The organism is Klebsiella sp. H-Nf2 (genome assembly GCF_002806645.1).
Classification (GTDB): Bacteria; Pseudomonadota; Gammaproteobacteria; order Enterobacterales; family Enterobacteriaceae; genus Klebsiella; species Klebsiella variicola.
In genome coordinates this window covers 103,845-128,825 of record NZ_PIBL01000009.1, presented here as the reverse complement: position 1 = coordinate 128,825, position 24,981 = coordinate 103,845, and the positions used below count along the sequence as shown (strand labels likewise).

Annotated in this window: 21 protein-coding genes; 10 read left to right on the top strand and 11 right to left on the bottom strand. The window is 56.3% G+C overall.

Annotation, left to right across the window (positions count from 1 at the left end):
* Positions 1-33: 33 nt before the first annotated feature.
* Complete coding sequence (secA, locus tag CWM58_RS20030) at positions 34-2,739, top strand: preprotein translocase subunit SecA (RefSeq protein ID WP_100681614.1); 2,706 nt, start codon at positions 34-36, stop codon at positions 2,737-2,739.
* A 57-nt stretch (positions 2,740-2,796) separates the two neighbouring features.
* Entirely contained in the window at positions 2,797-3,189 is a 393-nt protein-coding gene (mutT, locus tag CWM58_RS20025; protein ID WP_061155759.1) for an 8-oxo-dGTP diphosphatase MutT, read from the top strand.
* A 54-nt stretch (positions 3,190-3,243) separates the two neighbouring features.
* On the opposite strand, the gene yacG is transcribed toward mutT, so the two are convergent.
* From yacG to coaE, 3 genes are read right to left on the bottom strand one after another with little or no spacing between them, the layout of a single operon-like run.
* On the bottom strand, positions 3,244-3,438 hold the full coding sequence (yacG, locus tag CWM58_RS20020; protein WP_061155758.1) for a DNA gyrase inhibitor YacG: 195 nt from the start codon (positions 3,436-3,438) through the stop codon (positions 3,244-3,246).
* 9 nt (positions 3,439-3,447) lie between these two features.
* Positions 3,448-4,191 carry a cell division protein ZapD gene (gene zapD / locus CWM58_RS20015; protein ID WP_061155757.1) on the bottom strand — a complete coding sequence of 248 codons (744 nt, stop codon included), beginning with the start codon at positions 4,189-4,191 and terminating at the stop codon, positions 3,448-3,450.
* The gene (gene coaE / locus CWM58_RS20010) at positions 4,191-4,811 is read right to left on the bottom strand and encodes a dephospho-CoA kinase (RefSeq protein ID WP_061155756.1); all 621 of its coding nucleotides are present in this window, start codon (positions 4,809-4,811) and stop codon (positions 4,191-4,193) included. The genes zapD and coaE overlap by 1 nt, the downstream gene beginning before the upstream one ends.
* A 343-nt stretch (positions 4,812-5,154) precedes the next feature.
* Between coaE and CWM58_RS20005 the strand changes: the two genes are divergently transcribed.
* Positions 5,155-6,198, top strand: coding sequence for a GMP reductase (locus tag CWM58_RS20005; protein WP_008807421.1), 1,044 nt, complete (start codon positions 5,155-5,157; stop codon positions 6,196-6,198).
* 36 nt (positions 6,199-6,234) lie between these two features.
* On the opposite strand, the gene hofC is transcribed toward CWM58_RS20005, so the two are convergent.
* The 4 genes from hofC to nadC all read right to left on the bottom strand — a co-directional run bounded on the left by hofC (position 6,235) and on the right by nadC (position 10,332).
* The gene (gene hofC / locus CWM58_RS20000; protein WP_100681613.1) at positions 6,235-7,440 is read right to left on the bottom strand and encodes a protein transport protein HofC; all 1,206 of its coding nucleotides are present in this window, start codon (positions 7,438-7,440) and stop codon (positions 6,235-6,237) included.
* Positions 7,430-8,815, bottom strand: coding sequence for a type II secretion system protein GspE (gene gspE, locus CWM58_RS19995; RefSeq protein WP_100681612.1), 1,386 nt, complete (start codon positions 8,813-8,815; stop codon positions 7,430-7,432). The genes hofC and gspE overlap by 11 nt, the downstream gene beginning before the upstream one ends.
* Positions 8,816-8,825: 10 nt before the next feature.
* Positions 8,826-9,257, bottom strand: a complete 432-nt coding sequence (gene ppdD, locus CWM58_RS19990; RefSeq protein ID WP_061155752.1) for a prepilin peptidase-dependent pilin — start codon at positions 9,255-9,257, stop codon at positions 8,826-8,828.
* Positions 9,258-9,438: 181 nt separating this feature from the next.
* Positions 9,439-10,332 (bottom strand): carboxylating nicotinate-nucleotide diphosphorylase, encoded by an 894-nt coding sequence (gene nadC, locus CWM58_RS19985; protein ID WP_061155751.1) that lies wholly within the window; start codon positions 10,330-10,332, stop codon positions 9,439-9,441.
* 133 nt (positions 10,333-10,465) lie between these two features.
* Here nadC and ampD point away from each other — a divergent pair, with 133 nt between their 5' ends.
* Together ampD and ampE are read left to right on the top strand one after the other, a co-directional pair.
* Positions 10,466-11,029: a 1,6-anhydro-N-acetylmuramyl-L-alanine amidase AmpD gene (gene ampD / locus CWM58_RS19980; RefSeq protein WP_008807417.1), complete on the top strand. Its 564-nt coding sequence runs from the start codon at positions 10,466-10,468 to the stop codon at positions 11,027-11,029.
* On the top strand, positions 11,026-11,880 hold the full coding sequence (gene ampE, locus CWM58_RS19975; RefSeq protein WP_061155750.1) for a beta-lactamase regulator AmpE: 855 nt from the start codon (positions 11,026-11,028) through the stop codon (positions 11,878-11,880). The genes ampD and ampE overlap by 4 nt, the downstream gene beginning before the upstream one ends.
* Positions 11,881-12,000: 120 nt before the next feature.
* Here the strand turns inward: ampE and CWM58_RS19970 are convergent, their stop codons facing one another.
* The 3 genes from CWM58_RS19970 to aroP form a co-directional block, all read right to left on the bottom strand.
* Positions 12,001-12,951, bottom strand: coding sequence for a family 43 glycosylhydrolase (locus CWM58_RS19970; RefSeq protein WP_100681611.1), 951 nt, complete (start codon positions 12,949-12,951; stop codon positions 12,001-12,003).
* Positions 12,951-14,357 carry a glycoside-pentoside-hexuronide (GPH):cation symporter gene (locus tag CWM58_RS19965; RefSeq protein ID WP_008807414.1) on the bottom strand — a complete coding sequence of 469 codons (1,407 nt, stop codon included), beginning with the start codon at positions 14,355-14,357 and terminating at the stop codon, positions 12,951-12,953. The genes CWM58_RS19970 and CWM58_RS19965 overlap by 1 nt, the downstream gene beginning before the upstream one ends.
* Before the next feature lie 184 nt (positions 14,358-14,541).
* Complete coding sequence (gene aroP, locus CWM58_RS19960) at positions 14,542-15,912, bottom strand: aromatic amino acid transporter AroP (RefSeq protein WP_008807413.1); 1,371 nt, start codon at positions 15,910-15,912, stop codon at positions 14,542-14,544.
* 644 nt (positions 15,913-16,556) lie between these two features.
* Here aroP and pdhR point away from each other — a divergent pair.
* The 5 genes from pdhR to CWM58_RS19935 all read left to right on the top strand — a co-directional run bounded on the left by pdhR (position 16,557) and on the right by CWM58_RS19935 (position 24,130).
* Positions 16,557-17,336 (top strand): pyruvate dehydrogenase complex transcriptional repressor PdhR, encoded by a 780-nt coding sequence (gene pdhR / locus CWM58_RS19955; protein ID WP_002888699.1) that lies wholly within the window; start codon positions 16,557-16,559, stop codon positions 17,334-17,336.
* Positions 17,337-17,473: 137 nt separating this feature from the next.
* On the top strand, positions 17,474-20,137 hold the full coding sequence (gene aceE, locus CWM58_RS19950) for a pyruvate dehydrogenase (acetyl-transferring), homodimeric type (protein WP_061155746.1): 2,664 nt from the start codon (positions 17,474-17,476) through the stop codon (positions 20,135-20,137).
* Positions 20,138-20,151: 14 nt separating this feature from the next.
* On the top strand, positions 20,152-22,050 hold the full coding sequence (gene aceF / locus CWM58_RS19945; protein WP_061155745.1) for a pyruvate dehydrogenase complex dihydrolipoyllysine-residue acetyltransferase: 1,899 nt from the start codon (positions 20,152-20,154) through the stop codon (positions 22,048-22,050).
* A 206-nt stretch (positions 22,051-22,256) separates the two neighbouring features.
* Positions 22,257-23,681: a dihydrolipoyl dehydrogenase gene (gene lpdA, locus CWM58_RS19940; RefSeq protein ID WP_061155744.1), complete on the top strand. Its 1,425-nt coding sequence runs from the start codon at positions 22,257-22,259 to the stop codon at positions 23,679-23,681.
* 164 nt (positions 23,682-23,845) lie between these two features.
* The gene (locus tag CWM58_RS19935) at positions 23,846-24,130 is read left to right on the top strand and encodes a hypothetical protein (protein WP_100681610.1); all 285 of its coding nucleotides are present in this window, start codon (positions 23,846-23,848) and stop codon (positions 24,128-24,130) included.
* A gap of 44 nt (positions 24,131-24,174) precedes the next feature.
* Here CWM58_RS19935 and CWM58_RS19930 read toward each other — a convergent pair whose 3' ends face one another.
* The gene (locus CWM58_RS19930) at positions 24,175-24,981 is read right to left on the bottom strand and encodes a DUF2950 family protein (RefSeq protein WP_100681609.1); all 807 of its coding nucleotides are present in this window, start codon (positions 24,979-24,981) and stop codon (positions 24,175-24,177) included.

Below are 24,981 nucleotides of genomic sequence, written 5' to 3'. Positions count from 1 at the left end.
GACTCCGCACCGCGGGGCGTTTGAGATTTTATTATGCTTATTAAAATGTTAACCAAGGTTTTCGGCAGCCGTAACGACCGTACGCTGCGTCGTATGCGCAAAGTTGTCAATATCATCAACGGTATGGAACCGGCGATGGAAAAACTCTCTGATGACGAGCTGAAAGCGAAAACTGCTGAATTCCGCGCGCGCCTGGAAAAAGGCGAAGTGCTGGAAAACCTGATCCCGGAAGCCTTTGCCGTCGTTCGTGAAGCCAGTAAGCGCGTGTTCGGCATGCGCCACTTCGACGTCCAGCTGCTGGGCGGTATGGTGCTTAACGATCGCTGCATCGCCGAGATGCGTACCGGTGAAGGTAAAACCCTGACTGCGACCCTGCCAGCGTATCTCAACGCGTTGACCGGTAAAGGCGTTCACGTGGTCACCGTCAACGACTACCTTGCGCAGCGTGACGCCGAAAACAACCGTCCGCTGTTCGAATTCCTTGGCATGAGCGTGGGCATCAATATGTCCGGTCTGCCGGCTCCGGCGAAGCGTGAAGCCTACGCTGCCGATATTACCTACGGCACCAACAACGAATACGGCTTCGACTACCTGCGCGACAACATGGCCTTCAGCCCGGAAGAGCGCGTTCAACGTAAACTGCACTATGCGCTGGTGGATGAGGTGGACTCCATCCTGATCGACGAAGCGCGTACCCCGCTGATCATCTCCGGCCCGGCGGAAGACAGCTCTGAAATGTACCGCAAGGTAAACAAAATCATCCCGCACCTGATCCGTCAGGAAAAAGAGGATTCGGATACCTTCACCGGTGAAGGCCACTTCTCCGTTGATGAGAAAGCCCGCCAGGTTAACCTGACCGAACGCGGTCTGGTGCTGATCGAAGAGCTGCTGGTGCAGGAAGGCATTATGGAAGAAGGTGAGTCGCTGTACTCCCCGACCAACATCATGCTGATGCACCACGTGACCGCCGCGCTGCGTGCCCATGCGTTGTTCACTCGTGACGTTGACTACATCGTTAAAGATGGCGAAGTTATCATCGTCGATGAGCACACTGGCCGTACGATGCAAGGCCGCCGCTGGTCCGATGGTCTGCACCAGGCGGTTGAAGCCAAAGAAGGCGTGGAGATCCAGAACGAGAACCAGACGCTGGCCTCTATCACCTTCCAGAACTACTTCCGCCTGTACGAGAAACTGGCGGGGATGACCGGTACAGCGGATACCGAAGCCTTCGAATTCAGCTCTATCTATAAGCTGGATACCGTTGTCGTGCCGACCAACCGTCCGATGATCCGTAAGGACATGGCGGATCTGGTCTATATGACCGAAGCGGAAAAAATTCAGGCGATAATCGAAGATATTAAAGATCGTACCGCTGCCGGTCAGCCGGTGCTGGTCGGTACTATCTCAATCGAAAAATCTGAAGTGGTTTCCCGTGAACTGACCAAAGCCGGCATTAAGCACAACGTCCTGAACGCCAAGTTCCACGCCAGCGAAGCGGACATCGTTGCTCAGGCGGGTTACCCTGCCGCGGTGACCATTGCCACCAACATGGCGGGTCGTGGTACCGATATTATGCTCGGCGGTAGCTGGCAGGCGGAAGTCGCCGCGCTGGAAAATCCGACGCCGGAACAGATTGAAAAAATCAAAGCGGACTGGCAGGTGCGCCATGATGCGGTTCTGGCCGCAGGCGGTCTGCACATCATCGGTACTGAGCGTCATGAATCACGCCGTATCGATAACCAGCTGCGTGGCCGTGCGGGTCGTCAGGGTGATGCCGGTTCTTCCCGCTTCTACCTGTCGATGGAAGATGCCCTGATGCGTATCTTCGCCTCCGATCGTGTGTCCGGCATGATGCGCAAACTGGGGATGAAACCGGGTGAAGCCATCGAGCACCCGTGGGTGACTAAGGCTATCGCCAACGCCCAGCGTAAAGTGGAAAGCCGTAACTTTGATATTCGTAAGCAGCTGCTGGAATATGATGATGTGGCCAACGACCAGCGCCGCGCGATCTACACTCAGCGTAACGAACTGCTGGACGTGTCTGATGTCAGCGAAACCATCAACAGCATCCGCGAAGACGTCTTTAAAGCGACTATCGATGCGCATATTCCGCCGCAGTCGCTGGAAGAGATGTGGGATATTGAAGGCCTGCAGGAGCGTCTGAAAAACGACTTCGACCTCGATCTGCCGATCAAAGCGTGGCTGGATAAAGAGCCGGAGTTGCATGAAGAGACCCTGCGTGAACGTATTCTGCAGAGCGCGGTAGAAACCTACCAGCGTAAAGAAGAAGTGGTCGGCGCCGAGATGATGCGCCACTTCGAGAAAGGTGTGATGCTGCAGACTCTGGACTCCCTGTGGAAAGAGCATCTGGCAGCGATGGATTATCTGCGTCAGGGTATCCATCTGCGCGGCTATGCGCAGAAAGATCCGAAGCAGGAGTACAAGCGCGAATCGTTCTCTATGTTTGCTGCGATGCTGGAGTCACTGAAGTATGAAGTGATCAGCACCCTGAGCAAAGTTCAGGTGCGGATGCCGGAAGAAGTTGAAGCGATGGAGCAGCAGCGTCGTGAAGAGGCCGAGCGCCTGGCGCAGATGCAGCAGCTCAGTCATCAGAGCGATGATGAGGCCGCTGCCGAAGATCTGGCGGCACAAACCGGCGAGCGTAAAGTGGGGCGTAACGATCCCTGTCCGTGCGGTTCCGGCAAAAAATACAAACAGTGCCACGGCCGTCTGAGCTAAGGCCTGATAAAAAAACAAAGGCGCAGAATTCTGCGCCTTTTTTATGGAGCTGATTCAATGAAAAAACTGCAAATCGCCGTCGGGATAATTCGCAATCCGCAAGGCGAAATCTTTATTACCCAGCGCGCCGCCGATGCCCATATGGCGAATAAGCTGGAGTTCCCGGGGGGGAAGATTGAATCTGATGAGACGCCGGAGCAGGCACTGATTCGCGAGCTGCAGGAAGAGGTTGGGATTACGGTAAGGTCTGCAACGCTATTTGATAAGCTGGAATATCAGTTCCCCGACCGCCATATTACGCTGTGGTTTTTCCTCGTGGAAAGTTGGCAAGGTGAGCCATGGGGGAAAGAGGGGCAGCCGGGGCGGTGGATGGCGGGACAAACACTGGATCCAGAGGCGTTCCCCCCGGCGAATGAACCGGTTATCAGCAAACTCATCGCCCAGGGCTGAGCATCAGGCTACGATGCTAACCCGATATATATATCGGGTTAGCATGTCGGTAAATCAGGGCTGCTGTTCACTCCATTCATCGCTGTCGGAGAGATCGCCCGCGCTGGGGATACGCTTCTCTTCTGCGGCCCATTCTCCCAGGTCGATCAGCTGACAGCGCTTGCTGCAGAATGGACGAAAGGGACTCTGCTCGCCCCACACCACGTTTTTGCCGCAGGTCGGGCAGTTGACGATGGTCTCTTCAGACATGTTATCTCCTTAGCAGCAGGCCAGTTCAAAATCAAAGCGCTCCGGCACGATCCCATACTCACTATCCAGCGGCATGAAGCGGATGGCGAAACGGCTCTTATGGCCGGAGATCTGCGGATACAGCTGGTGAGCCAGATCGAGACGCAGGCGTAGCAGGTCAGCATCATCGCCATTATCCTGGTAAAAACCATTGAGGCTGGTCTGTTTACGAAACGGCGCAGAGTTACGGATCAGGTCGAGGATCAGGTTCAGGGACTGTACCAGCGGATCGAGGCTGGTAAGCCAGCTGGCCACCTGCTCGTCTCGATGCGCCTGTGGCATATGGAGCCAGATATGCAGGGTCGGTAAATCGAAGCTGCAGCAGCCGCCTGGAATACTCAGGCGCTGACGCACCAGCGCAATCAGGCGATCTTCCCGCAGAAACTGACCAATACGCGGCGCGGCCATCAGGGTGCTGGAGGACTGTTTCAGTTGCTGGCGCAGCTCGTTAATACGCTCCTGATCGACGCCCGGCACTTCTGCCCAGGACTGGAGCTTGCGCTGCTGGCGCTCCAGTTCTTTAACCAGGTCGGTACGCACCTCGCCACGCTCCAGCACATCCAGCAGATCGCCGGCGTTACGGAAAAAATGGAGCGCATCGGCATGAGTGGCAATCATCGGATGGAAAGCCATCTGCTGGATCAGAAATTCGATGCGCAGCCAGGTACGCATTTTCTCATTAAGAGGATGTTCAAACAGAACGGGGGTATGCATTACGAGTTTTCCTGTGAGGCGGCCTGCGATGCCAGCGTTAAATACTTTTCGTGCAGGCGGGCAACATCCGATGCCACTGCATCCGGCGTGCCAGTGTTTTCAATAACATCGTCCGCGACGGCCAGGCGCTGCTCGCGCGTGGCCTGAGCGGCAAGAATATGTTCAGCATGTTCGCGGCTGACCTTGTCACGCAGCATGGTGCGTTCGATCTGCGTTTCTTTTGGCACATCGACGACCAGTACGCGATCGGCCTGGCCGGACAGGCGGTTTTCGACCAGCAAAGGTACGACCCAGAGGAGATAAGGGGAGGTAGCAGCCTGCATCTGGCGGCGCGTTTCCTGCTGGATCAGCGGATGTAACAGCGCGTTAAGCCAGGCTTTATCCTCCACGTGAGCAAAAATTTTTTCCCGCAGCAGGCGGCGGTTCAGCGTGCCGTCGGGGGCAATCATCTGCGACCCAAAGTGGCTGGCGATGGCCTGGAGCGCCGGGGTGCCAGGTTCGACCACCTGGCGGGCGATAACATCGGCATCAACAACGTTAACCCCGAGCTGCGCGAAGGCGTCGGCGACAGTGCTTTTACCGCTGCCGATCCCACCTGTTAACGCGACTGTGTACCCCATATCTTCTGACCCTGAAACGGATTGCTCGTATTTTTTGCATTCAGACAGCGATGACTGGCCGCACGTCGGAGAGGTGATAGTGATCATATCGTGATAGTCACGTGTCAACCGGGATCGCCGCCCGCTATTCTGTTTCTTTTAATCAAGCAAATCAAATGGTTAAAAATAATACGCTGGCGGGGAAAGGCATAAGTGCTTTTTTCTCCATTCACCAGGTAAATTTATACGATTGTAGCGTAAAAAAAGTGAAAATCGCAGTCTTGCGCAGGCCTGATTCGTGCGTATGATAACGTCACTGGAGTTGTGCTCTCACAATAATGCAATTAACCCCAGGAATTCGCACATGCGTATTGAAGAAGATCTGAAGCTTGGTTTCAAAGACGTTCTTATCCGCCCGAAACGCTCTACTCTCAAAAGCCGTTCTGATGTTGAGCTAGAACGTGAATTCACTTTTAAACATTCAGGCCAGACCTGGTCCGGTGTGCCAATTATTGCGGCCAACATGGATACCGTCGGCACCTTCAGTATGGCGAAAGCGCTGGCCACTTTTGGTATTCTGACCGCGGTACACAAGCACTACACCGTTGAGGAATGGCAGGCGTTTGTACAGGGCGCATCCGCAGACGTCCTCAAGCATGTGATGGTTTCCACCGGCACTTCCGATGCCGATTTCGAAAAGACCCAACAGATCCTCTCTCAGAATCCGCAACTGAACTTTGTGTGCATCGACGTGGCTAACGGCTACTCTGAGCACTTTGTGCAGTTTGTGGCGAAAGCCCGTGAAGCCTGGCCGCAGAAAACCATTATCGCCGGGAACGTGGTCACCGGTGAAATGTGCGAAGAGCTGATCCTCTCCGGCGCCGATATTGTGAAAGTCGGGATTGGCCCGGGTTCCGTCTGCACTACCCGCGTCAAAACTGGCGTCGGCTATCCGCAGCTCTCCGCCGTGATCGAGTGCGCTGATGCGGCACATGGCCTGGGCGGCCAGATCATTAGCGACGGCGGATGCACCATGCCGGGCGATGTGGCGAAAGCTTTCGGCGGCGGCGCCGATTTCGTGATGCTCGGCGGCATGCTGGCGGGCCATGAGGAGAGCGGCGGAACTATCGTTGAAGAGAACGGGGAAAAATTCATGCTGTTCTATGGCATGAGCTCCGAGTCGGCGATGACGCGCCATGTGGGCGGTGTCGCGAAATACCGCGCGGCGGAAGGGAAAACCGTTAAGCTGCCGCTGCGTGGCCCGGTGGACAATACTGCTCGCGATATCCTTGGCGGCCTGCGTTCAGCCTGCACCTATGTTGGCGCTTCGCGTCTGAAAGAGCTGACCAAACGGACGACCTTTATCCGCGTTCAGGAACAAGAGAACCGGATATTCAATAGCCTGTAATCGGCTTCGCTGGCGCCTGTGCTGCGCCAGCGTTTCTCACCCTCCCGCCCCACCAATGGCATCGCCCAGATGAAAAACAGGCAAATACATCGCCACCACCAGGATGCCGACCAGTGAGCCGGTTATCACCAGCATGAGGGGTTCGAGATGCGCAGCCAGACTGTCGGCTCGCTGATGCGTTTGCTCTCGATGATGGCGCGCCAGATTTTCCAGCATCTGATCCAGGGCCCCCGCGCTTTCACCCGTACGGATGAGCTGCAGGCACAGCGGAGTAAAACCGCCGCACCGGCTTAACGCCTGCCAAATCGGTTCCCCCTGGGCTATCAGCGCACGGGCTTGCGCCAGGCGCTGGCGCCAGAGCGGACACGACAGGGTTGCTTCCACACTTTGCAGCCCCTGCAGAAAGCTAATACCGGCGCTTTGGGTTAACGCCAGGACGGTGAAGATCAGGCTCAGCTGTTGGCCGCCGAGCAGGGGGCCGATGAGAGGGAGCGCGTTCAGCAGCCGCTGGCGACGCAGCAACCAGTCGCTACGCCGCCGGACCAGCTGGTTGAGCAGCAGCGGGCTCAGGAAAAGGGCCAGCAGTAGCGGCCAGCCGCGACTGAGCATGTCGCCTGCCGCAACGACCATCCGCGTCAACAGCGGCAGCGGCGTACTGAACGTCTGGTAGATGGCGGTGAACTCGGGCAGGACAAAATAGAGCATCCCCAGCACCACCAGCAGCGCCAGGGCGAGCACAATCAGCGGGTAACGCAGCGCTTTTTTGACCTTGCCGGCGAGCCGCTGCTGCTCCTGCTGTTGGTTGGCCAACTGCAGGCAGCAGATATCGAGCTTGCCCGTCAGTTCGCCGGTGCTAATCATCGCCAGATAAAGTGGCGGAAAGGCTTGCGGCCACTGCGCCAGCGCGGTAGAGAAAGCTACACCCTGAGCCAGCTCGCGGCCCAGGGCCTCAAGCAGGGCTTGCCATTGCGGGTGTGGTTGCTGCTGCGCCAGTAGCGATAAACCGTCCGCCAGCGGCAGGCCAGCCTGCAGCAAGGTGGCGAGCTGACGGATCGTTTCGCTACTGTAGCGAGGGTGCCAGAGGCTCAACTTCACTGCACAGCGGCGCACGGCCAGCGGCATGACATGCTGCTGCTGCAGGTGATGCAGCACCTCCAGACGACTGGTTTGCCATAGCATCCCCTGGCTCGGGGCGCCGTGCGCATCGATACCGCGCCAGCGCCAGAGACGTTTAGTCGCCATGGGGGATCCCCAGCACCCGCACCACCTCTTCAAGGCTGGTCAGCCCCTGTTCGATAGCCTGACAACCGCTTTCAAAAAGCGTCATCATCCCCGCGGCTCGCGCCAGAGATTCAATCTCAATGGCATTCAGCCCCTGGACTATTCCCTGGCGTAACCCGGGGGTGACAGGCATGACCTCAAACAGCGCCAGCCTGCCGTGATAACCGTGATAACAGTGTTCGCAGCCAGCCGCCTGCCAGCGCGGCAGCGGGCGCGGCCACAGGCTGTGCGGCAGGTCGGCGGCGCTACCGACATTGCGCCGACAGTGGGGGCACAGCTTGCGGACCAGGCGCTGGGCGATAACCAGCGAGAGCGCTGAAGATATCATCCAGCGGGCAATGCCCATTTGCTGCAGGCGAGTAAGGGTTTCGCTGGTGGAGTTGGTGTGCAAGGTGGAAAGCACCAGGTGGCCGGTCTGAGCGGCTTTGAGCGCGATTTCAGCGGTCTCGGCATCGCGGACCTCGCCTACCATGACAATATCCGGATCCTGGCGTAACAGGGCACGAAGTACGCTGTGAAAGGTGAGTCCGGAACGCGGATTAATTTGCGTCTGATTCATCCCGGCAATGGGGATCTCCAGCGGATCCTCCACACTACAGATGTTCACTTGCTCCTGGTTTCTGGCCTGCAGGGCGCTGTAGAGGGTCACCGTTTTACCGCTTCCGGTAGGGCCGGTGACCAGCAGTAGACCCTGCGGCTGATTCAGCGCCTGGCGAAAGGCCGCCAGCTGGGAAGAGGAGAGCCCGAGGCCCTCCAGATCCAGGGCCTGGTCAACCTGATGCAGAAGACGCAGAACAATTTTTTCGCCATAGCGGCAGGGCAGAGTGGCGATGCGAAAGGAGAGTGGTCGACCGCCGAGGTTCAGCGCGAACTGACCATCCTGTGGTAAACGATGCTCGGCGATATCCAGACTGGCCATCACCTTGAGTCGCGCGATAACCGGTGCGGCCAGCTCGGGGGCCAGCAACGGCAGGGCGTGAAGGACGCCATCGACCCGCAGGCGGATGCGCAAGTGCGTTTCCGTGGGTTCGATATGAATATCGGACGCCCGCTGACGCAGAGCCTGTTCGAGGATCTGGTTGACCCGTTCGGCGATATTCTCTGGCCCCGCGTTTTGCGCCAGTTGCGCCTGCTTTTCCTGGGCCTGCAGGCGCTTGTCCATCTGTTCCTGGCTCCAGCATTCAATATCGATTCGCTTTTGCGTCGCGAAGCGCAGCGCCTCCATCAGCTCCGCCGGTGGGGTATCGACCACCGCAATGGCTATTGTCTGCTCGTCGCTATGCAGCAGCATGGCGTGATAGCGGCGGCAGAGAGGGATCAGTTGTTCTGTTTTCATGTGTTTTCCCTTACTTCACCCGGAAGACGTCTTCGCAGGCCTGCTGAAGGGCGCTGTTGCTGGTGATGGTGCAGACGCGCTGCCAGCCAGTGACGCCCTCGGCGTTATCCCAGGTCGGCGTCAGAGTGACGCCTAGTCCGTTCAGGCTTTCCTGGCCGGTGAGGGTGACGACCCCTTTGGCTACGCTCATGGCTGAGAGGTAGCGCGTGGTTGTCGGCGAGGGAATGCCGTTGCTGCCGCCGTCGCATGGCGTCAGGCCGCCATGATCCAGCGCGCAAAGTTCGATGGCCGTCCGATAGGGGACAAAGGTCTGCAGCAGGTCGGTGAGGGCGGCTTTACGCAGGTAGTTCTGGTAGGCCGGGATGCCGATGGCGCTGAGAATAGCGATGATCCCAATGACCACCATCAGTTCAATCAGGGTGAAACCACGTTGTTTATCCATAAGTTGCTCCTTGTTGTGACAGGAGCACTGTGACGGGATTCGGGATGTCAGGCGAGAAGGCGAAAACGATCCGGGAAACCAGATTCCAGGGTTTTTACTTTGATTACATGGTGGGCATGAACGGCTGCGAGTCGGCTCGCAAATTCAGGCCCTCACGCCCGGAGGCGTGAAGGCCAATTGCTTAGCGAAAACGCATCGACAGGTCGAGCGCCTGCACATGTTTGGTCAGGGCACCGACAGAGATATAGTCGACGCCGGTGTCGGCAAATTCGCGGATGGTGTCAAAGGTGACGTTACCGGAGACCTCCAGCGCCGCCTGGCCTGCGGTGATTTTCACCGCCTCGCGCATCAGATCGGTGGTGAAGTTATCGAGCATAATGATATCGGCCCCGGCTTTTAACGCCTGCTCCAGCTCATCCAGGGTTTCCACTTCCACTTCCACCGGCACATCAGGATGTAGCCAGAACGCCTTTTCCACCGCCTGACGGATCGAGCCGGAGGCGATGATATGGTTTTCTTTAATCAGGAAAGCGTCGAACAGGCCCAGTCGATGGTTGGCGCCGCCGCCGCAGAGTACCGCGTATTTTAGCGCAGTACGCAGCCCTGGCAGCGTTTTACGCGTATCCAGGAGTTGGGTTTTGGTCCCGGCCAGCAGGTCGACGTAGCGACGGACGACGCTGGCGACGCCGGAGAGGGTTTGCACAAAGTTCAGCGCCGTTCGTTCGCCGGTGAGCAGAATACGCGACGGACCTTCGAGTTCAAACAGCGGCTGATCGGCTTTGACCGCATCGCCGTCGGCCACGTGCCAGGTGATGTTCACGTCGTCACCGGCGAGCTGAATGAAGACCTCTTCCACCCAACGTTTGCCACAGAAGACGCCATCTTCGCGGGTAATGACCACCGCATGGGAGTGTGCATCCTGCGGCAATAATTGCGCGCTAATATCGTTGTTGGCGTCGACTTCGCCGCCCAAATCTTCCCGCAGGGAGTGTGCGACAGCATCGGTAATATCGAGATTAATACGTTCCAGCAGCACGTCACGGCGGCGGTCGGGGTTGTAACGACGAGGCGACATGATAAAGCTCCAGATAGATAAGATTCAGAAGTGGGAAACATGCTAACCTGAACGACGTTTCAGTACCATACACACTTCATCCTTTGGGCCGGCGTGTGGCCCGGAAGCATGAGTTCGCGAAAGGAGATCCCGCATGCAGTTGAACGAGGGATGGCTGGTCGGCGCGCGTCGGGTTCCCTCGCCGCACCATGACTGCCGTCCGGATGAAGAAGCCCCTTCCTTACTGGTGGTGCATAACATTAGCCTGCCACCGGGTGAATTTGGTGGTCCGTGGATTGATGCGCTGTTCACTGGCACCCTGGATCCGCATGCGCATCCTTTCTTTGCCGAGATTGCTCATCTGCGCGTTTCGGCACATTGTCTGATTCGCCGTGATGGCGAAATCGTGCAGTATGTGCCTTTCGATAAGCGTGCGTGGCATGCGGGGGTCTCCTGCTATCAGGGGCGCGAACGCTGCAATGACTTTTCCATCGGCATTGAGTTGGAAGGCACGGATACTCTGGCGTATACCGATGCGCAGTACCAGCAGCTGGCGGCGGTGACGGAACTGCTTATCACGATTTATCCTGCTATTGCCGAAAACATCGCGGGCCACAGCGATATCGCGCCCGTGCGGAAAACCGATCCAGGACCGGCCTTTGACTGGATAAAATTCCGGGCGCTACTCAGTGCGCCGTCAGATAAGGAGACCTCATGACGCTGTTTACGACGCTGCTGGTGCTTATCGCCGAACGGCTGTTTAAGCTGGGCGAACACTGGCAGCTTGATCATCGGCTGGAGGTGGTGTTCCGCCGGATAAAACACTTTTCGCTGCTGGGCACGCTGCTGATGACGGTGGTGGCTGTCGTGGTGGTGTATCTCATTCAGCGCCTGCTGCAAGGGCAGCTATTTAACATACCATTGCTGGTGTTCTGGATCTTGCTGGGCCTGCTGTGCATCGGGGCAGGCAAGGTTCGGCTGCATTATCATGCCTATCTGAAAGCGGCGTCGCGCAATGACAGTCGAGCCTGCGATGCCATGGCCAGCGAGCTGACGCTGATCCACGGCGTACCGCCGGGCTGTGATGAGCGTGAATACCTTAGCGAACTGCAAAATGCGCTGCTGTGGATTAACTATCGCTACTATTTGGCGCCGCTTTTCTGGTTTGTCGTGGGTGGGGCGTGGGGCCCTCTGACGCTTATCGCTTACAGCGTACTGCGGGCCTGGCAGACGTGGCTGGCGCGCTACCAGACGCCGCATCACCGTTTGCAGTCCGGAATCGATGGTATCTTGCATATCGTGGACTGGCTGCCGGTGCGTCTGGTGGGGGTGGTCTATGCCCTGGTGGGACATGGTGAGAAAGCCCTTCCGGCGTGGTTTGCCTCGCTAGGTGACCGCCATTCGTCGCAGTATCAGGTATTGACCCGCCTGGCGCAGTATTCCCTGGCCCGTGAACCGCATGTGGATAAAGTGGCGACGCCAAAAGCCGCGGTATCGATGGCCAAGAAAACCTCGCTGGTGGTGGTGGTGATCATGGCGCTGCTGACGATTTACGGTACCCTGGTTTAACGGCCTGAGCCCGCACTCTGCCTGCCACGATGCACGCACCAGCGGGACTCTTGTTGCCGGGTGGCGGCTGCGCCTGACCCGGCCTGCAGAACCCGCGCCAGCGGGTGTCATAGCGAACCGCTACAGCGTATCCGCCGGCGGGATGCCGAAGTCGGGCATCCCGTCCTCCCTCCAGCTGACGAGTTTTAACCGCGTATGGCGATTGGGGTCATACAGCGGATCGCCTTCTATCTCGGTGTAATTCCGCGCGTGATACACCAGCACATCTTCTCCTTCCGGCGTTTGGGTAAAACTATTATGGCCTGGGCCATACTGGTGGTTTTCATAGCTGGTACGAAAGACCGGCTGCGGGGCTTTATGCCAGTTCGTCGGTTGCAGCGGATCGGCCTGCAGATCGATCCAGAGTAACCCCATGCAGTAGTTTTCATCGGTGGCGCTGGCGGAATAGCTGATGAACAGCTTATCGCCATGCACCAGCACCGCAGGACCTTCGTTGACCTTAAATCCCCGGCACTCCCAGTCGAACTCCGGCTTGCTCAGCATGACCGGCTCGCCTTTTAGCGTCCACGGGTTGGCCATTTCAGCAAGATACAGGTTTGAGTTGCCTTCAATATGCGGGGATTTTTGCGCCCACAGATACCAGCGTTTGCCCTGATGGATAAAAGTAGTGGCATCGAGGGCGAAGGTATCGAAAGGCGTGACCACCTGGCCTTTTTCCTGCCAGCGACCGGTCAGCGGATCGCTGTCGGCGCACTCGAGAACGAACATGCGATGCTGGAACATCCCCAGCGCATCCAGATCGTGGGTATGGGTAGCGGCAAAATAGATATACCACTTACCGTCTATTTCATGCAGCTCCGGCGCCCAAATCAGCTGGCTCATCGGCCCGCTTTGCGGCGCGCGCCAGACCACCACTGGTTCAGCATCGCGCAATCCTTCAAGGGTTGTCGCGCGCCGGATCTCCAGCCGGTCGTATTCCGGCACCGAGGCAATAAAGTAGTAGTGGCTAAGATGGCGCAGAATAAAGGGGTCTGCACGCTGTTCAATAAAGGGGTTTGGCCAGTTGTTCATCAGGCTTTCCTTACGTGTTCACTGGTTTTCAGTTCCTGGTATTCGTTCAGCTCGCTGTAGTTGCTGCGGCGCTTCTCTAAATCGCTCTGAATCTGGCGCATCAGGGTGCGGTCAACCTTGAGCAGGCGCACCACGCCGGCGGTGATCAGATAGCCGACGCCGGGGATGACCGAGAATAGGAGCACGATGCCGTTGAGGGCGGAGGCGCTTTGCGCTTTCGCGCCGGCGTCGTAGCCGTACCATGACAGCAGGAAACCTACCATTGCTCCGGCGACCGCCAGGCCGACCTTGAGGAAGAACAGATTGCCGGAGAAGCTAATGCCGGTGATGCGCTTACCGGTTTTCCACTCGCCATAGTCGTCAACGTCGGACATCAGCGACCAGTGCAGCGGAGAGGGGATCTGATGCAGGATGTTGAGCAGGAAGTAGAGCACCATAATCAGCGTGGTGGCGTGCGGATTAAAGAAATAGAAGGCGCAGGAGAAAATCGCCAGCACGATGTTGGTCCAGAAGAAAACCTGCAGTTTGCACCAGCGGTCGGTGAGGACTTTCGCCAGCATGCTGCCAATCATCATCCCGACCACGCCGAGGCTGATAAACAGGGTGGCAAAATGGGTGCTTTGTCCCATCACCCAGGTGACGTAATACATGGTGGCGGCCATGCGAATAAAGCCCGGGCAGACGTTGCACAGCGTGAGCAGCAGGATGCGCACCCACTGGTCATTTTTCCACACGTCTTTGAGGTCTTTTTTCAGTTCATCATTCGTCTGCACCGCCGGGTGTATGCGTTCACGCACGGTAGCGAAGCAGAACAGGAACATACACATGCCGATAAAGGCCAGCACGGTCATCGCCATCTGGTAGCCCTTCGCTTTATCGGCGCCGCCGAACCAGTCGGCCATTGGCAGCAGCGTCAATGACAGCAGCAGCGTGGCGATACCCACCATCACAAAACGATAGGACTGGCAGGCAACGCGTTCTTTCGGATCAGCAGTCATCACCGTTCCCAGCGAGCAGTAGGGGATGTTAATCGCGGTATAGGTCACCGACAGCAGAAAGTAGGTCACGAACGCATAGATAACTTTGCTGTTATAGGTCCACTCAGGAGTAGTGAACATCAGCACGCTGAACAGGGCGTAGGGGAAGGCAATCCACAGTAGCCATGGACGAAAGCGGCCATATTTACTGCGGGTACGGTCGGCAAGGGCGCCCATAATCGGATCGGTCACCGCATCGATGACGCGCACCGACAACAGCAGTACGCCGACCAGCGCCGGCGCCAGGCCGAAGATATCGGTATAAAAATAGTTAACAAACAGCATGATGGCGCCAAATATGATATTGCATCCGGCATCACCCATCCCGTAACCAATCTTTTCCTTTATTGATAGTCTATTGTCTGCCATGTGCGGTCTCTCCGTTGCAGTATGGAGAGAATTATTGGCTGCTATCGAGGGAAATACGTTGCAGGAACTCGTTAACGATATGGATATATCAGCTATGGAGGGGAAAGTGTGAAGCAGATAACAATGCTCTGCGCCCGTTATTCAGGGAGGGGCGCAGAGCAAAGAGAAATATTTATGAGATGTATTATTGTGCTTTTATGGTGGCGGCGGCTTTCTGTTTAAACAGATAGCCCACGCCCAGCACCGCAATCCATACCGGGATCAGCCAAACGGAAATCGCCATCCCCGGGGTCATCAGCATAATCACCAGCACTGCCGCCATAAACAGCAGGCACACCCAGTTACCCAGCGGGTAGAAGAGGGCAGGGAAGCGAGTGGTGACCCCCTGCTGCTGTTTGGCGCGACGGAATTTCATATGCGCCAGGCTGATCATCGCCCAGTTGATAACCAGGGCCGAGACCACCAGCGCCATCAACAGGCCGAAGGCGGATTCCGGCGCCAGGTAGTTTATCAGTACGCACAGCGCGGTCACCAGGGCCGAGACGAGGATGGTATTCACCGGCACGCCGCGTTTGTCGACGCTGAGCAGCGCTTTCGGCGCGTTACCCTGCTGGGCAAGGCCGAACAGCATACGGCTGTTGCAGTAGACGCAGCTGTTATAAACCGACAGAGCCGCCGTCAGCACCACGACGTTAAGGGCATTTGCCACCAGCGTATCGCCAAGCTCATGGAAAATCAGGACGAATGGGCTGGTGTCCGCGGTCACGCGGGTCCACGGCAGCAGGGAGAGCAGCACCGCCAGCGAGCCAACATAGAAGATCAGGATACGGTAGATAACCTGGTTGGTGGCTTTCGGAATGCTTTGCTCCGGATTATCCGCTTCCGCCGCGGTGATCCCCACCAGCTCCAGACCGCCGAAGGAGAACATGATGATCGCCATCATCATTACCAGTCCGGTAAAGCCGTGCGGCAGGAAGCCACCCTGATCCCACAGGTTACGTACCGTCGCCTGCGGGCCGCCGTTGCCGCTGAACAGCAGCCAGCCGCCGAACAGAATCATCGCCACCACGGCGACCACTTTGATAATCGCGAACCAGAACTCCATTTCCCCGAACACTTTCACGTTGGTCAGGTTAATGGCGTTGATAGCGATGAAGAAGACCGCCGCCGAGGCCCAGGTCGGGATTTCCGGCCACCAGAACTGGATATATTTGCCGACGGCGGTGAGTTCCGCCATGGCCACCAGGACATACAGCACCCAGTAGTTCCAGCCGGAAGCGAAGCCGGCAAAGCCGCCCCAGTATTTATATGCGAAGTGGCTGAACGAACCCGCTACCGGCTCTTCCACCACCATCTCACCCAACTGACGCATGATCAGAAAGGCGATAAAGCCGGCGATAGCGTAACCAAGAATGATACCCGGGCCGGCGGACTGAATGACGGACGCGCTTCCCAGAAACAGGCCGGTGCCGATAGCCCCGCCCAGCGCGATAAGCTGAATGTGGCGGTTTTTCAGGCCGCGCTTCAGCCGATCGCCGTGCTGTTGACCTTCCATATGAAACCTCGTGTGTGGTTATTTTTTGTGTACGTCATCCGTCAGGTTGCTGCTTCTCTGCTGTCCCTGCCAGAAAGCATAGCCAGCGAAAATTTGGGCGAAGTGGCCCACTTTTTACCTGAGTGATGGCGCGCACATATTGTTGTGTTTGTGTATTTATCGACTTCCGTTTCTGTATTGTTTTGTTTACGGAAGGCGGTGCGGTAATTCAAAAAAAGGCCTTTCGTCTGAGGGAGAATAGTGTTAAGCGCGACCGAATGCACCTGCTTTATGAAGGGATGATGACGATGTGTCTAAAAAGACATCAATAGACACATTCAGTATTATTCCGTCGCATTACCCATGAGTGGTTATCTATTCTGTTAATTTGATTTTTTATTCATTTGTGGCGCAGTTGAATCGGTTCAGATAGCGTAATTTTTCGTTTCCATAAAGTTAACGCTACCCCTTTGTGAGTAAACGTAACATTTGTGCAAGGTTACATTTCTGAAATGTTATTTCTGTAAGGTTGTTAAAATGTCCGCGGTTTACTGATTTCAATCAAAACCTGTATGGACAGAAGGTGAATACTTTGTTACTTTAGCGCTACGAACTTTAAATTGGTAAGACCAATTGACTCCGGGCTAATGGCAGAGACAGGGAATATGGCCTACAGCAAAATCCGCCAACCAAAATTATCCGATGTGATAGAGCAGCAGCTGGAGTTTCTGATCCTTGAGGGGACCTTGCGCCCCGGTGAAAAACTTCCGCCCGAACGCGAACTGGCTAAGCAGTTCGACGTTTCCCGCCCCTCGCTGCGTGAGGCGATTCAACGCCTCGAAGCCAAGGGCTTGTTGCTTCGTCGTCAGGGAGGTGGAACGTTTGTTCAGAGCCGCCTGTGGCAGAGCTTCAGCGATCCGCTGGTCGAGCTGCTGTCCGATCACCCTGAATCCCAATTCGATCTGCTAGAGACCCGTCACGCGCTGGAAGGCATCGCGGCTTATTACGCGGCGCTGCGCAGCAATGATGAAGATCGCGATCGTATCCGCGAGCTGCATCAGGCTATTGAACGCGCTCAGCAGTCGGGCGATCTGGACGCTGAGTCCGGCGCCGTCGTCCAGTATCAAATCGCCGTCACCGAGGCGGCACACAATGTGGTTTTGCTCCATCTGCTAAGGTGTATGGAGCCGATGCTGGCACAAAACGTTCGTCAGAACTTTGAATTGCTGTATGCCCGCCGGGAGATGCTCCCGTTGGTCAGCAACCATCGTACTCGCATTTTCGAGGCGATAATGGCCGGGGAGCCGGAGCAGGCGCGTGAGGCGTCGCACCGTCACCTGGCGTTCATTGAGGAAATTTTGCTGGACCGTAGCCGTGAGCAGAGTCGTAGAGAACGCTCACTGCGTCGTTTACAGCAACGAAAGGACGAGAACTCCGGTTCTTAAGCGCCATTTTTAGAGCGCGGCAACTAAACGCAGAACCTGTCTTATTGAATTTTTGGTTGTTCAAACGTGAAGAGCAAAGAGTTCAATGGGACAGGTTCCAGATTAATCAACGATTAGATAGATAAGGAATACCCCCCATGTCAGAACGTTTACCAAATGACGTGGATCCGATCGAAACTCGCGACTGGCTACAGGCGATCGAATCGGTCATCCGTGAAGAAGGTGTTGAGCGTGCTCAGTATCTTATTGACCAACTCCTTTCTGAAGCCCGCAAAGGCGGGGTGAAAGTGGCTGCTGGCGCATCGACCGGCGGTTACGTAAACACTATTGCCGTTGAAGATGAACCGGAATATCCGGGTAATCTGGATCTGGAACGTCGTATCCGTTCTGCGATCCGCTGGAACGCGATCATGACCGTTCTGCGCGCATCGAAAAAAGATCTCGAACTGGGCGGCCACATGGCGTCCTTCCAGTCTTCTGCAACCTTCTACGAAGTGTGCTTCAACCACTTCTTCCGTGCACGCAACGAGCAGGATGGCGGCGACCTGGTTTACTTCCAGGGTCACATCTCTCCGGGCGTATATGCGCGTGCTTTCCTGGAAGGTCGTCTGACTGAAGAGCAGATGAACAATTTCCGTCAGGAAGTTCACGGTAAAGGTCTGTCCTCTTATCCGCACCCGAAACTGATGCCGGAATTCTGGCAGTTCCCGACCGTTTCGATGGGCCTGGGCCCAATCGGGGCGATTTATCAGGCTAAGTTCCTGAAATATCTGGAACACCGTGGTCTGAAAGACACCTCCAAACAAACCGTTTATGCTTTCCTGGGCGACGGTGAGATGGACGAGCCGGAATCTAAAGGTGCGATCACCATCGCCACCCGTGAGAAGCTGGACAACCTGGTCTTCGTTATCAACTGTAACCTGCAGCGCCTTGACGGCCCGGTGACGGGTAACGGCAAAATCATTAACGAACTGGAAGGCATCTTCGGTGGTGCTGGCTGGAACGTTATCAAGGTTATCTGGGGCGGTCGTTGGGATGAGCTGCTGCGTAAAGACACCAGCGGTAAGCTGATTCAGCTGATGGAAGAAACCGTTGACGGCGATTACCAGACCTTCAAATCCAAAGACGGTGCTTACGTCCGCGAGCACTTCTTCGGTAAATATCCGGAGACCGCAGCGCTGGTTGCCGACTGGACTGACGAGCAGATTTGGGCCCTGAACCGCGGCGGCCACGATCCGAAGAAAGTTTACGCTGCACTGAAAAAAGCGCAGGAAACCAAAGGCAAAGCTACCGTAATCCTCGCCCATACCATTAAAGGTTACGGCATGGGTGACACCGCTGAAGGTAAAAACATCGCCCACCAGGTTAAGAAAATGAACATGGACGGCGTTCGTTACGTCCGCGATCGTTTCAACGTGCCGGTTGCCGATGCCGATCTCGAAAAACTGCCGTACGTCACCTTCCCGGAAGGTTCCGAAGAGCACACCTATCTGCACGCCCAGCGTCAGAAACTGCACGGCTATCTGCCGAGCCGTCAGCCGAACTTCTCTGAGAAGCTGGAGCTGCCGACGCTGGAAGATTTCGCTCCGCTGCTGGAAGAGCAGAATAAAGAGATCTCTACCACTATCGCGTTCGTTCGTGCCCTGAACGTGATGCTGAAGAACAAATCCATCAAAGACCGCCTCGTGCCGATCATCGCCGACGAAGCGCGTACTTTCGGTATGGAAGGTCTGTTCCGTCAGATCGGTATTTACAGCCCGAACGGCCAGCAGTACACCCCGCAGGACCGTGAGCAGGTTGCCTACTATAAAGAAGACGAGAAAGGCCAGATTCTGCAGGAAGGGATCAACGAGCTGGGCGCAGGCGCATCCTGGCTGGCTGCGGCGACCTCTTACAGCACCAACAACCTGCCGATGATCCCGTTCTACATCTACTACTCGATGTTCGGGTTCCAGCGTATCGGCGACCTGTGCTGGCAGGCAGGCGACCAGCAGGCTCGCGGCTTCCTGATCGGTGGTACTTCCGGTCGTACAACGCTGAACGGTGAAGGTCTGCAGCACGAAGATGGCCACAGCCATATTCAGTCGCTGACTATCCCGAACTGCATCTCCTACGACCCGTCTTACGCGTACGAAGTGGCGGTCATCATGCATGACGGTCTGGTACGTATGTACGGCGAAGCGCAAGAGAACGTTTACTACTACATCACTACGCTGAACGAAAACTACCATATGCCGGCCATGCCGGAAGGCGCCGAGGAAGGTATCCGTAAAGGTATCTACAAACTTGAAACCATCGAAGGTAGCAAAGGTAAAGTTCAGCTGCTGGGCTCCGGTTCTATCCTGCGTCACGTTCGTGAAGCAGCGCAGATCCTGGCGAAAGACTACGGCGTGGGCTCTGACGTCTATAGCGTCACCTCCTTCACCGAACTGGCGCGTGATGGCCAGGATTGCGAACGCTGGAACATGCTGCACCCGCTGGAAACCCCGCGCGTGCCGTACATCGCTCAGGTGATGAACGACGCTCCGGCCGTGGCATCCACTGACTATATGAAACTGTTCGCCGAGCAGGTTCGTACTTATGTACCGGCTGATGATTACCGTGTACTGGGTACCGATGGCTTCGGTCGTTCCGACAGCCGTGAAAACCTGCGTCACCACTTCGAAGTCGATGCTTCCTATGTGGTTGTTGCGGCGCTGGGCGAACTGGCTAAACGTGGTGAAATCGATAAGAAAGTGGTGGCTGACGCTATCGCTAAATTCGACATCGATGCAGAAAAAGTTAACCCGCGTCTGGCGTAAGAGGTAAAAGAATAATGGCTATCGAAATCAAAGTACCGGACATCGGGGCTGATGAAGTTGAAATCACCGAGATCCTGGTCAAAGTTGGCGACAAAGTAGAAGCTGAACAGTCGCTGATCACCGTAGAAGGCGATAAAGCCTCTATGGAAGTCCCGTCTCCGCAGGCTGGCGTCGTGAAAGAGATTAAAGTCTCCGTCGGCGACAAAACCGAGACTGGCAAACTGATTATGATTTTCGATTCCGCCGAGGGTGCAGCAGCCGCTGCACCTGCGCAGGAAGAGAAGAAAGAAGCCGCTCCGGCTGCGGCTGCGCCAGCAGCTGCCGCGGCAGCGAAAGAAGTTCACGTCCCGGATATCGGCGGCGATGAAGTTGAAGTCACTGAGATCATGGTTAAAGTGGGCGACACCATCGCCGCTGAGCAATCCCTGATCACCGTAGAAGGCGATAAAGCCTCTATGGAAGTGCCGGCGCCGTTCGCGGGTACCGTGAAAGAGATCAAAATCAACACCGGCGATAAAGTGTCCACCGGTTCCCTGATCATGATCTTCGAAGTGGCGGGCGCTGCGCCTGCCGCTGCTCCGGCACAAGCTGCCGCTCCGGCTGCCGCGGCACCGGCTGCCGCCGCTGGCGCGAAAGACGTTAACGTCCCGGACATCGGCGGTGATGAAGTTGAAGTCACTGAAGTGATGGTTAAAGTCGGCGATAAAGTGGCTGCCGAGCAGTCCCTGATCACCGTCGAAGGCGACAAAGCGTCTATGGAAGTGCCGGCGCCGTTCGCAGGCACCGTCAAAGAGATCAAAATCAGCACCGGCGATAAAGTCAAAACCGGTTCCCTGATCATGGTCTTCGAAGTGGAAGGCGCTGCGCCTGCCGCCGCTCCGGCTCAAGCTGCTGCTCCGACACCGGCTGCTGCACCGGCTCAGGCTGCTAAGCCTGCCGCTGCACCGGCTGCGAAAGCAGAAGGCAAAACCGAATTCGCTGAAAACGATGCTTACGTTCACGCGACTCCGCTGATTCGCCGCCTGGCGCGCGAGTTCGGCGTTAACCTGGCGAAAGTGAAAGGCACCGGCCGTAAAGGTCGTATCCTGCGCGAAGACGTTCAGGCTTATGTGAAAGACGCGGTTAAACGCGCTGAATCCGCACCGGCGGCTGCCGCTGGCGGCGGTATCCCGGGCATGCTGCCATGGCCGAAGGTTGACTTCAGCAAGTTTGGTGAAATCGAAGAAGTGGAACTGGGTCGTATCCAGAAAATCTCTGGTGCTAACCTGAGCCGTAACTGGGTGATGATCCCGCACGTTACCCACTTCGACAAAACCGATATCACCGATCTGGAAGCGTTCCGTAAGCAGCAGAACGCCGAAGCTGAGAAGCGTAAACTGGACGTGAAATTCACCCCAGTGGTCTTCATCATGAAAGCCGTTGCCGCTGCGCTTGAGCAGATGCCGCGCTTCAACAGCTCGCTCTCCGAAGATGGTCAGCGTCTGACGCTGAAGAAATACATCAACATCGGTGTGGCGGTTGATACCCCGAACGGTCTGGTGGTTCCGGTCTTCAAAGACGTGAATAAGAAGAGCATCACCGAGCTGTCTCGTGAACTGACCACCATCTCGAAGAAAGCGCGCGATGGCAAGCTGACGGCTGGCGAAATGCAGGGCGGTTGCTTCACCATCTCCAGCATCGGCGGCCTGGGTACCACCCACTTCGCGCCGATTGTTAACGCGCCGGAAGTGGCCATCCTGGGCGTGTCTAAGTCCGCGATGGAGCCGGTATGGAATGGTAAAGAGTTCGTTCCGCGTCTGATGATGCCGATCTCTCTGTCCTTCGACCACCGCGTCATCGACGGTGCTGATGGTGCCCGCTTCATTACCATCATTAACAACACCTTGAGCGACATTCGCCGCCTGGTGATGTAATCGAAAAAGCCGGCCTGACGGCCGGCTTTTTTCTGATAATCTCAGGCTGTTGGGGATTATCAGCAACAAAGGACAAAATCGTTTGCCGTTTGTTGTTTAAAAATTGTTAACAATTTTGTAAAATACACGCGGATAGAACGTCCCGGTGGACTTGGGCGTAAGAATAATAGCGTCAGACCCGCCGGATATAAATTACAGAGGTCATGATGAGTACTGAAATCAAAACTCAGGTCGTGGTACTTGGGGCAGGCCCCGCAGGTTACTCTGCAGCCTTCCGTTGCGCTGATTTAGGTCTGGAAACCGTCATCGTAGAACGTTACAGCACCCTCGGTGGTGTTTGTCTGAACGTGGGTTGTATCCCGTCTAAAGCGCTGCTGCACGTGGCAAAAGTTATCGAAGAAGCGAAAGCGTTGGCCGATCACGGCATCGTTTTCGGCGAACCGAAAACCGACATTGACAAGATCCGCACCTGGAAAGAAAAAGTTATCACTCAACTGACCGGCGGCCTGGCTGGTATGGCCAAAGGCCGTAAAGTGAAAGTGGTTAACGGTCTGGGTAAATTTACCGGCGCCAACACCCTGGAAGTGGAAGGCGAAAACGGTAAAACCGTGATCAACTTCGACAACGCGATCATCGCGGCGGGCTCCCGTCCGATTCAGCTGCCGTTTATCCCGCATGAAGATCCGCGCGTATGGGATTCCACCGACGCTCTGGAACTGAAATCCGTACCGAAACGCATGCTGGTCATGGGTGGCGGTATCATCGGTCTGGAAATGGGTACCGTATACCATGCGCTGGGTTCAGAGATTGACGTGGTTGAAATGTTCGACCAGGTTATCCCGGCGGCCGATAAAGACGTGGTGAAAGTCTTCACTAAACGCATCAGCAAGAAATTCAACCTGATGCTGGAAACCAAAGTGACTGCCGTTGAAGCGAAAGAAGACGGTATTTACGTTTCCATGGAAGGCAAAAAAGCGCCGGCTGAAGCACAGCGTTACGACGCCGTGCTGGTGGCTATCGGTCGCGTACCGAACGGCAAAAACCTTGATGCAGGCAAAGCTGGCGTGGAAGTGGACGATCGTGGCTTCATCCGCGTTGACAAACAAATGCGCACCAACGTGCCGCACATCTTTGCTATCGGCGATATCGTCGGTCAGCCGATGCTGGCGCACAAAGGCGTGCATGAAGGTCACGTTGCCGCAGAAGTTATCTCTGGTCTGAAACACTACTTCGATCCGAAAGTGATCCCGTCCATCGCCTACACCGAGCCAGAAGTGGCATGGGTTGGTCTGACTGAGAAAGAAGCGAAAGAGAAAGGCATCAGCTACGAAACCGCCACCTTCCCGTGGGCTGCTTCCGGCCGTGCTATCGCTTCCGACTGCGCAGACGGTATGACCAAACTGATCTTCGACAAAGAGACCCACCGTGTTATCGGCGGCGCGATTGTCGGCACCAACGGCGGCGAGCTGCTGGGTGAAATCGGTCTGGCTATCGAAATGGGCTGCGACGCTGAAGACATCGCGCTGACCATCCACGCTCACCCGACTCTGCACGAGTCCGTTGGCCTGGCGGCAGAAGTCTTCGAAGGCAGCATCACCGATCTGCCAAACGCCAAAGCGAAGAAAAAGTAACTTTTTCTTTCAGGCAAAAAGCATAAGCGGCTCCCGGAGCCGCTTTTTTTATGCCTGATGTTTAGAACTATGTCACCGTTCATAAACCGCTACACCTTATACATACTTTGAAAATAGTCACGCCATAAACTTATAGGCAGTTAACGATATGATTGAGGTGTGAGATGAAACGCTTTTTAACCGCAGCGCTGGTCGCTGCAACGTGCTTATCCGGTGTGGCCTGCGCGGCTGACGTGACCATTCCCTGGGCGGACAACAGCGGTGGTACGGAAACGACCCATATCGCGGCGATGGGCCAGGATCTGAATGCCCAGCATCAGCAGGTGACAAAGAGCAATGAAGGGGTATGGGCGGCGAACTCCGGAAGCATCAGCGCTGATGAAGCAGCATTATCCAGCACAAAGCCGACTTTTGCCGGCGACCCGTCTCTGATGCCCCATCAGGGCTAAGCGAATAGAAACGCCAGGTTGCTTGAGGGCAACCTGGCGTTTTTTTATGGTTTGACAACCTGCCAGCCGGCGTCAGCATTGGGGGCAAAGCGCGTGATGGCCTGCGCTTTTGCGGCGCTCTCTTCACCGAGATTAGCCTGATAAACGGTATCGTGCTGATCGATCATAAAGCTCATCACCCCGGTTTCGCCCCATTCCACAGGCCAGGCCAGCAAGGCCGTATCCTGGTCTTCGCGGCCTGCGATAATGCGGAAACGATAGCCATGATAACCGGTACCGGGCTCCGTCGGGCTGAAAGCTGGCCCCAGCGGGCTGGGCGTTTCACCCGGCGACGTCGGCCAGTACAACCCATCTTTTTTGCCTTCACTGCTGATGATTTTCTGCGCCCAGCGGTGGTTCAGCTGGTAGTAATCCTGCTGGGCATCAACGTAAGCGTGCATGGCGGCTATCGCTGACAGCTCATTGCGACCGATGGCGCGGGTGAGGATCTCCTCTTCGCCTGCAGCCATATCAAAGCGCCAGCCCTGAGACGTTTTTACGATAGGCACAGGCAGCCGCCATGCCTCGCTGCCGACGTCGAGCCAGGCGTTATCACCCTGCTGCACGATGACATGTTTCACCTGCCAGTCGCGCTGAAAGCGGTCGACGGCGCTGGGGTCGATCCCATCGGGCGGTAAAAATTGCTGCCAGTTATCACCGAGCACCTTGCTCAGCGCCGCTTCATTTTGCTGACTGAGCGCCTCAGCCAGCGCGCTCGCGGCCTGTTCCGGGGTAGAAAACTGCTGCTGGGCGAACGCGGCTAACGGTGACAGCATCAATGTGAACAGGGCAATAGGTAATAGATTTCTCAT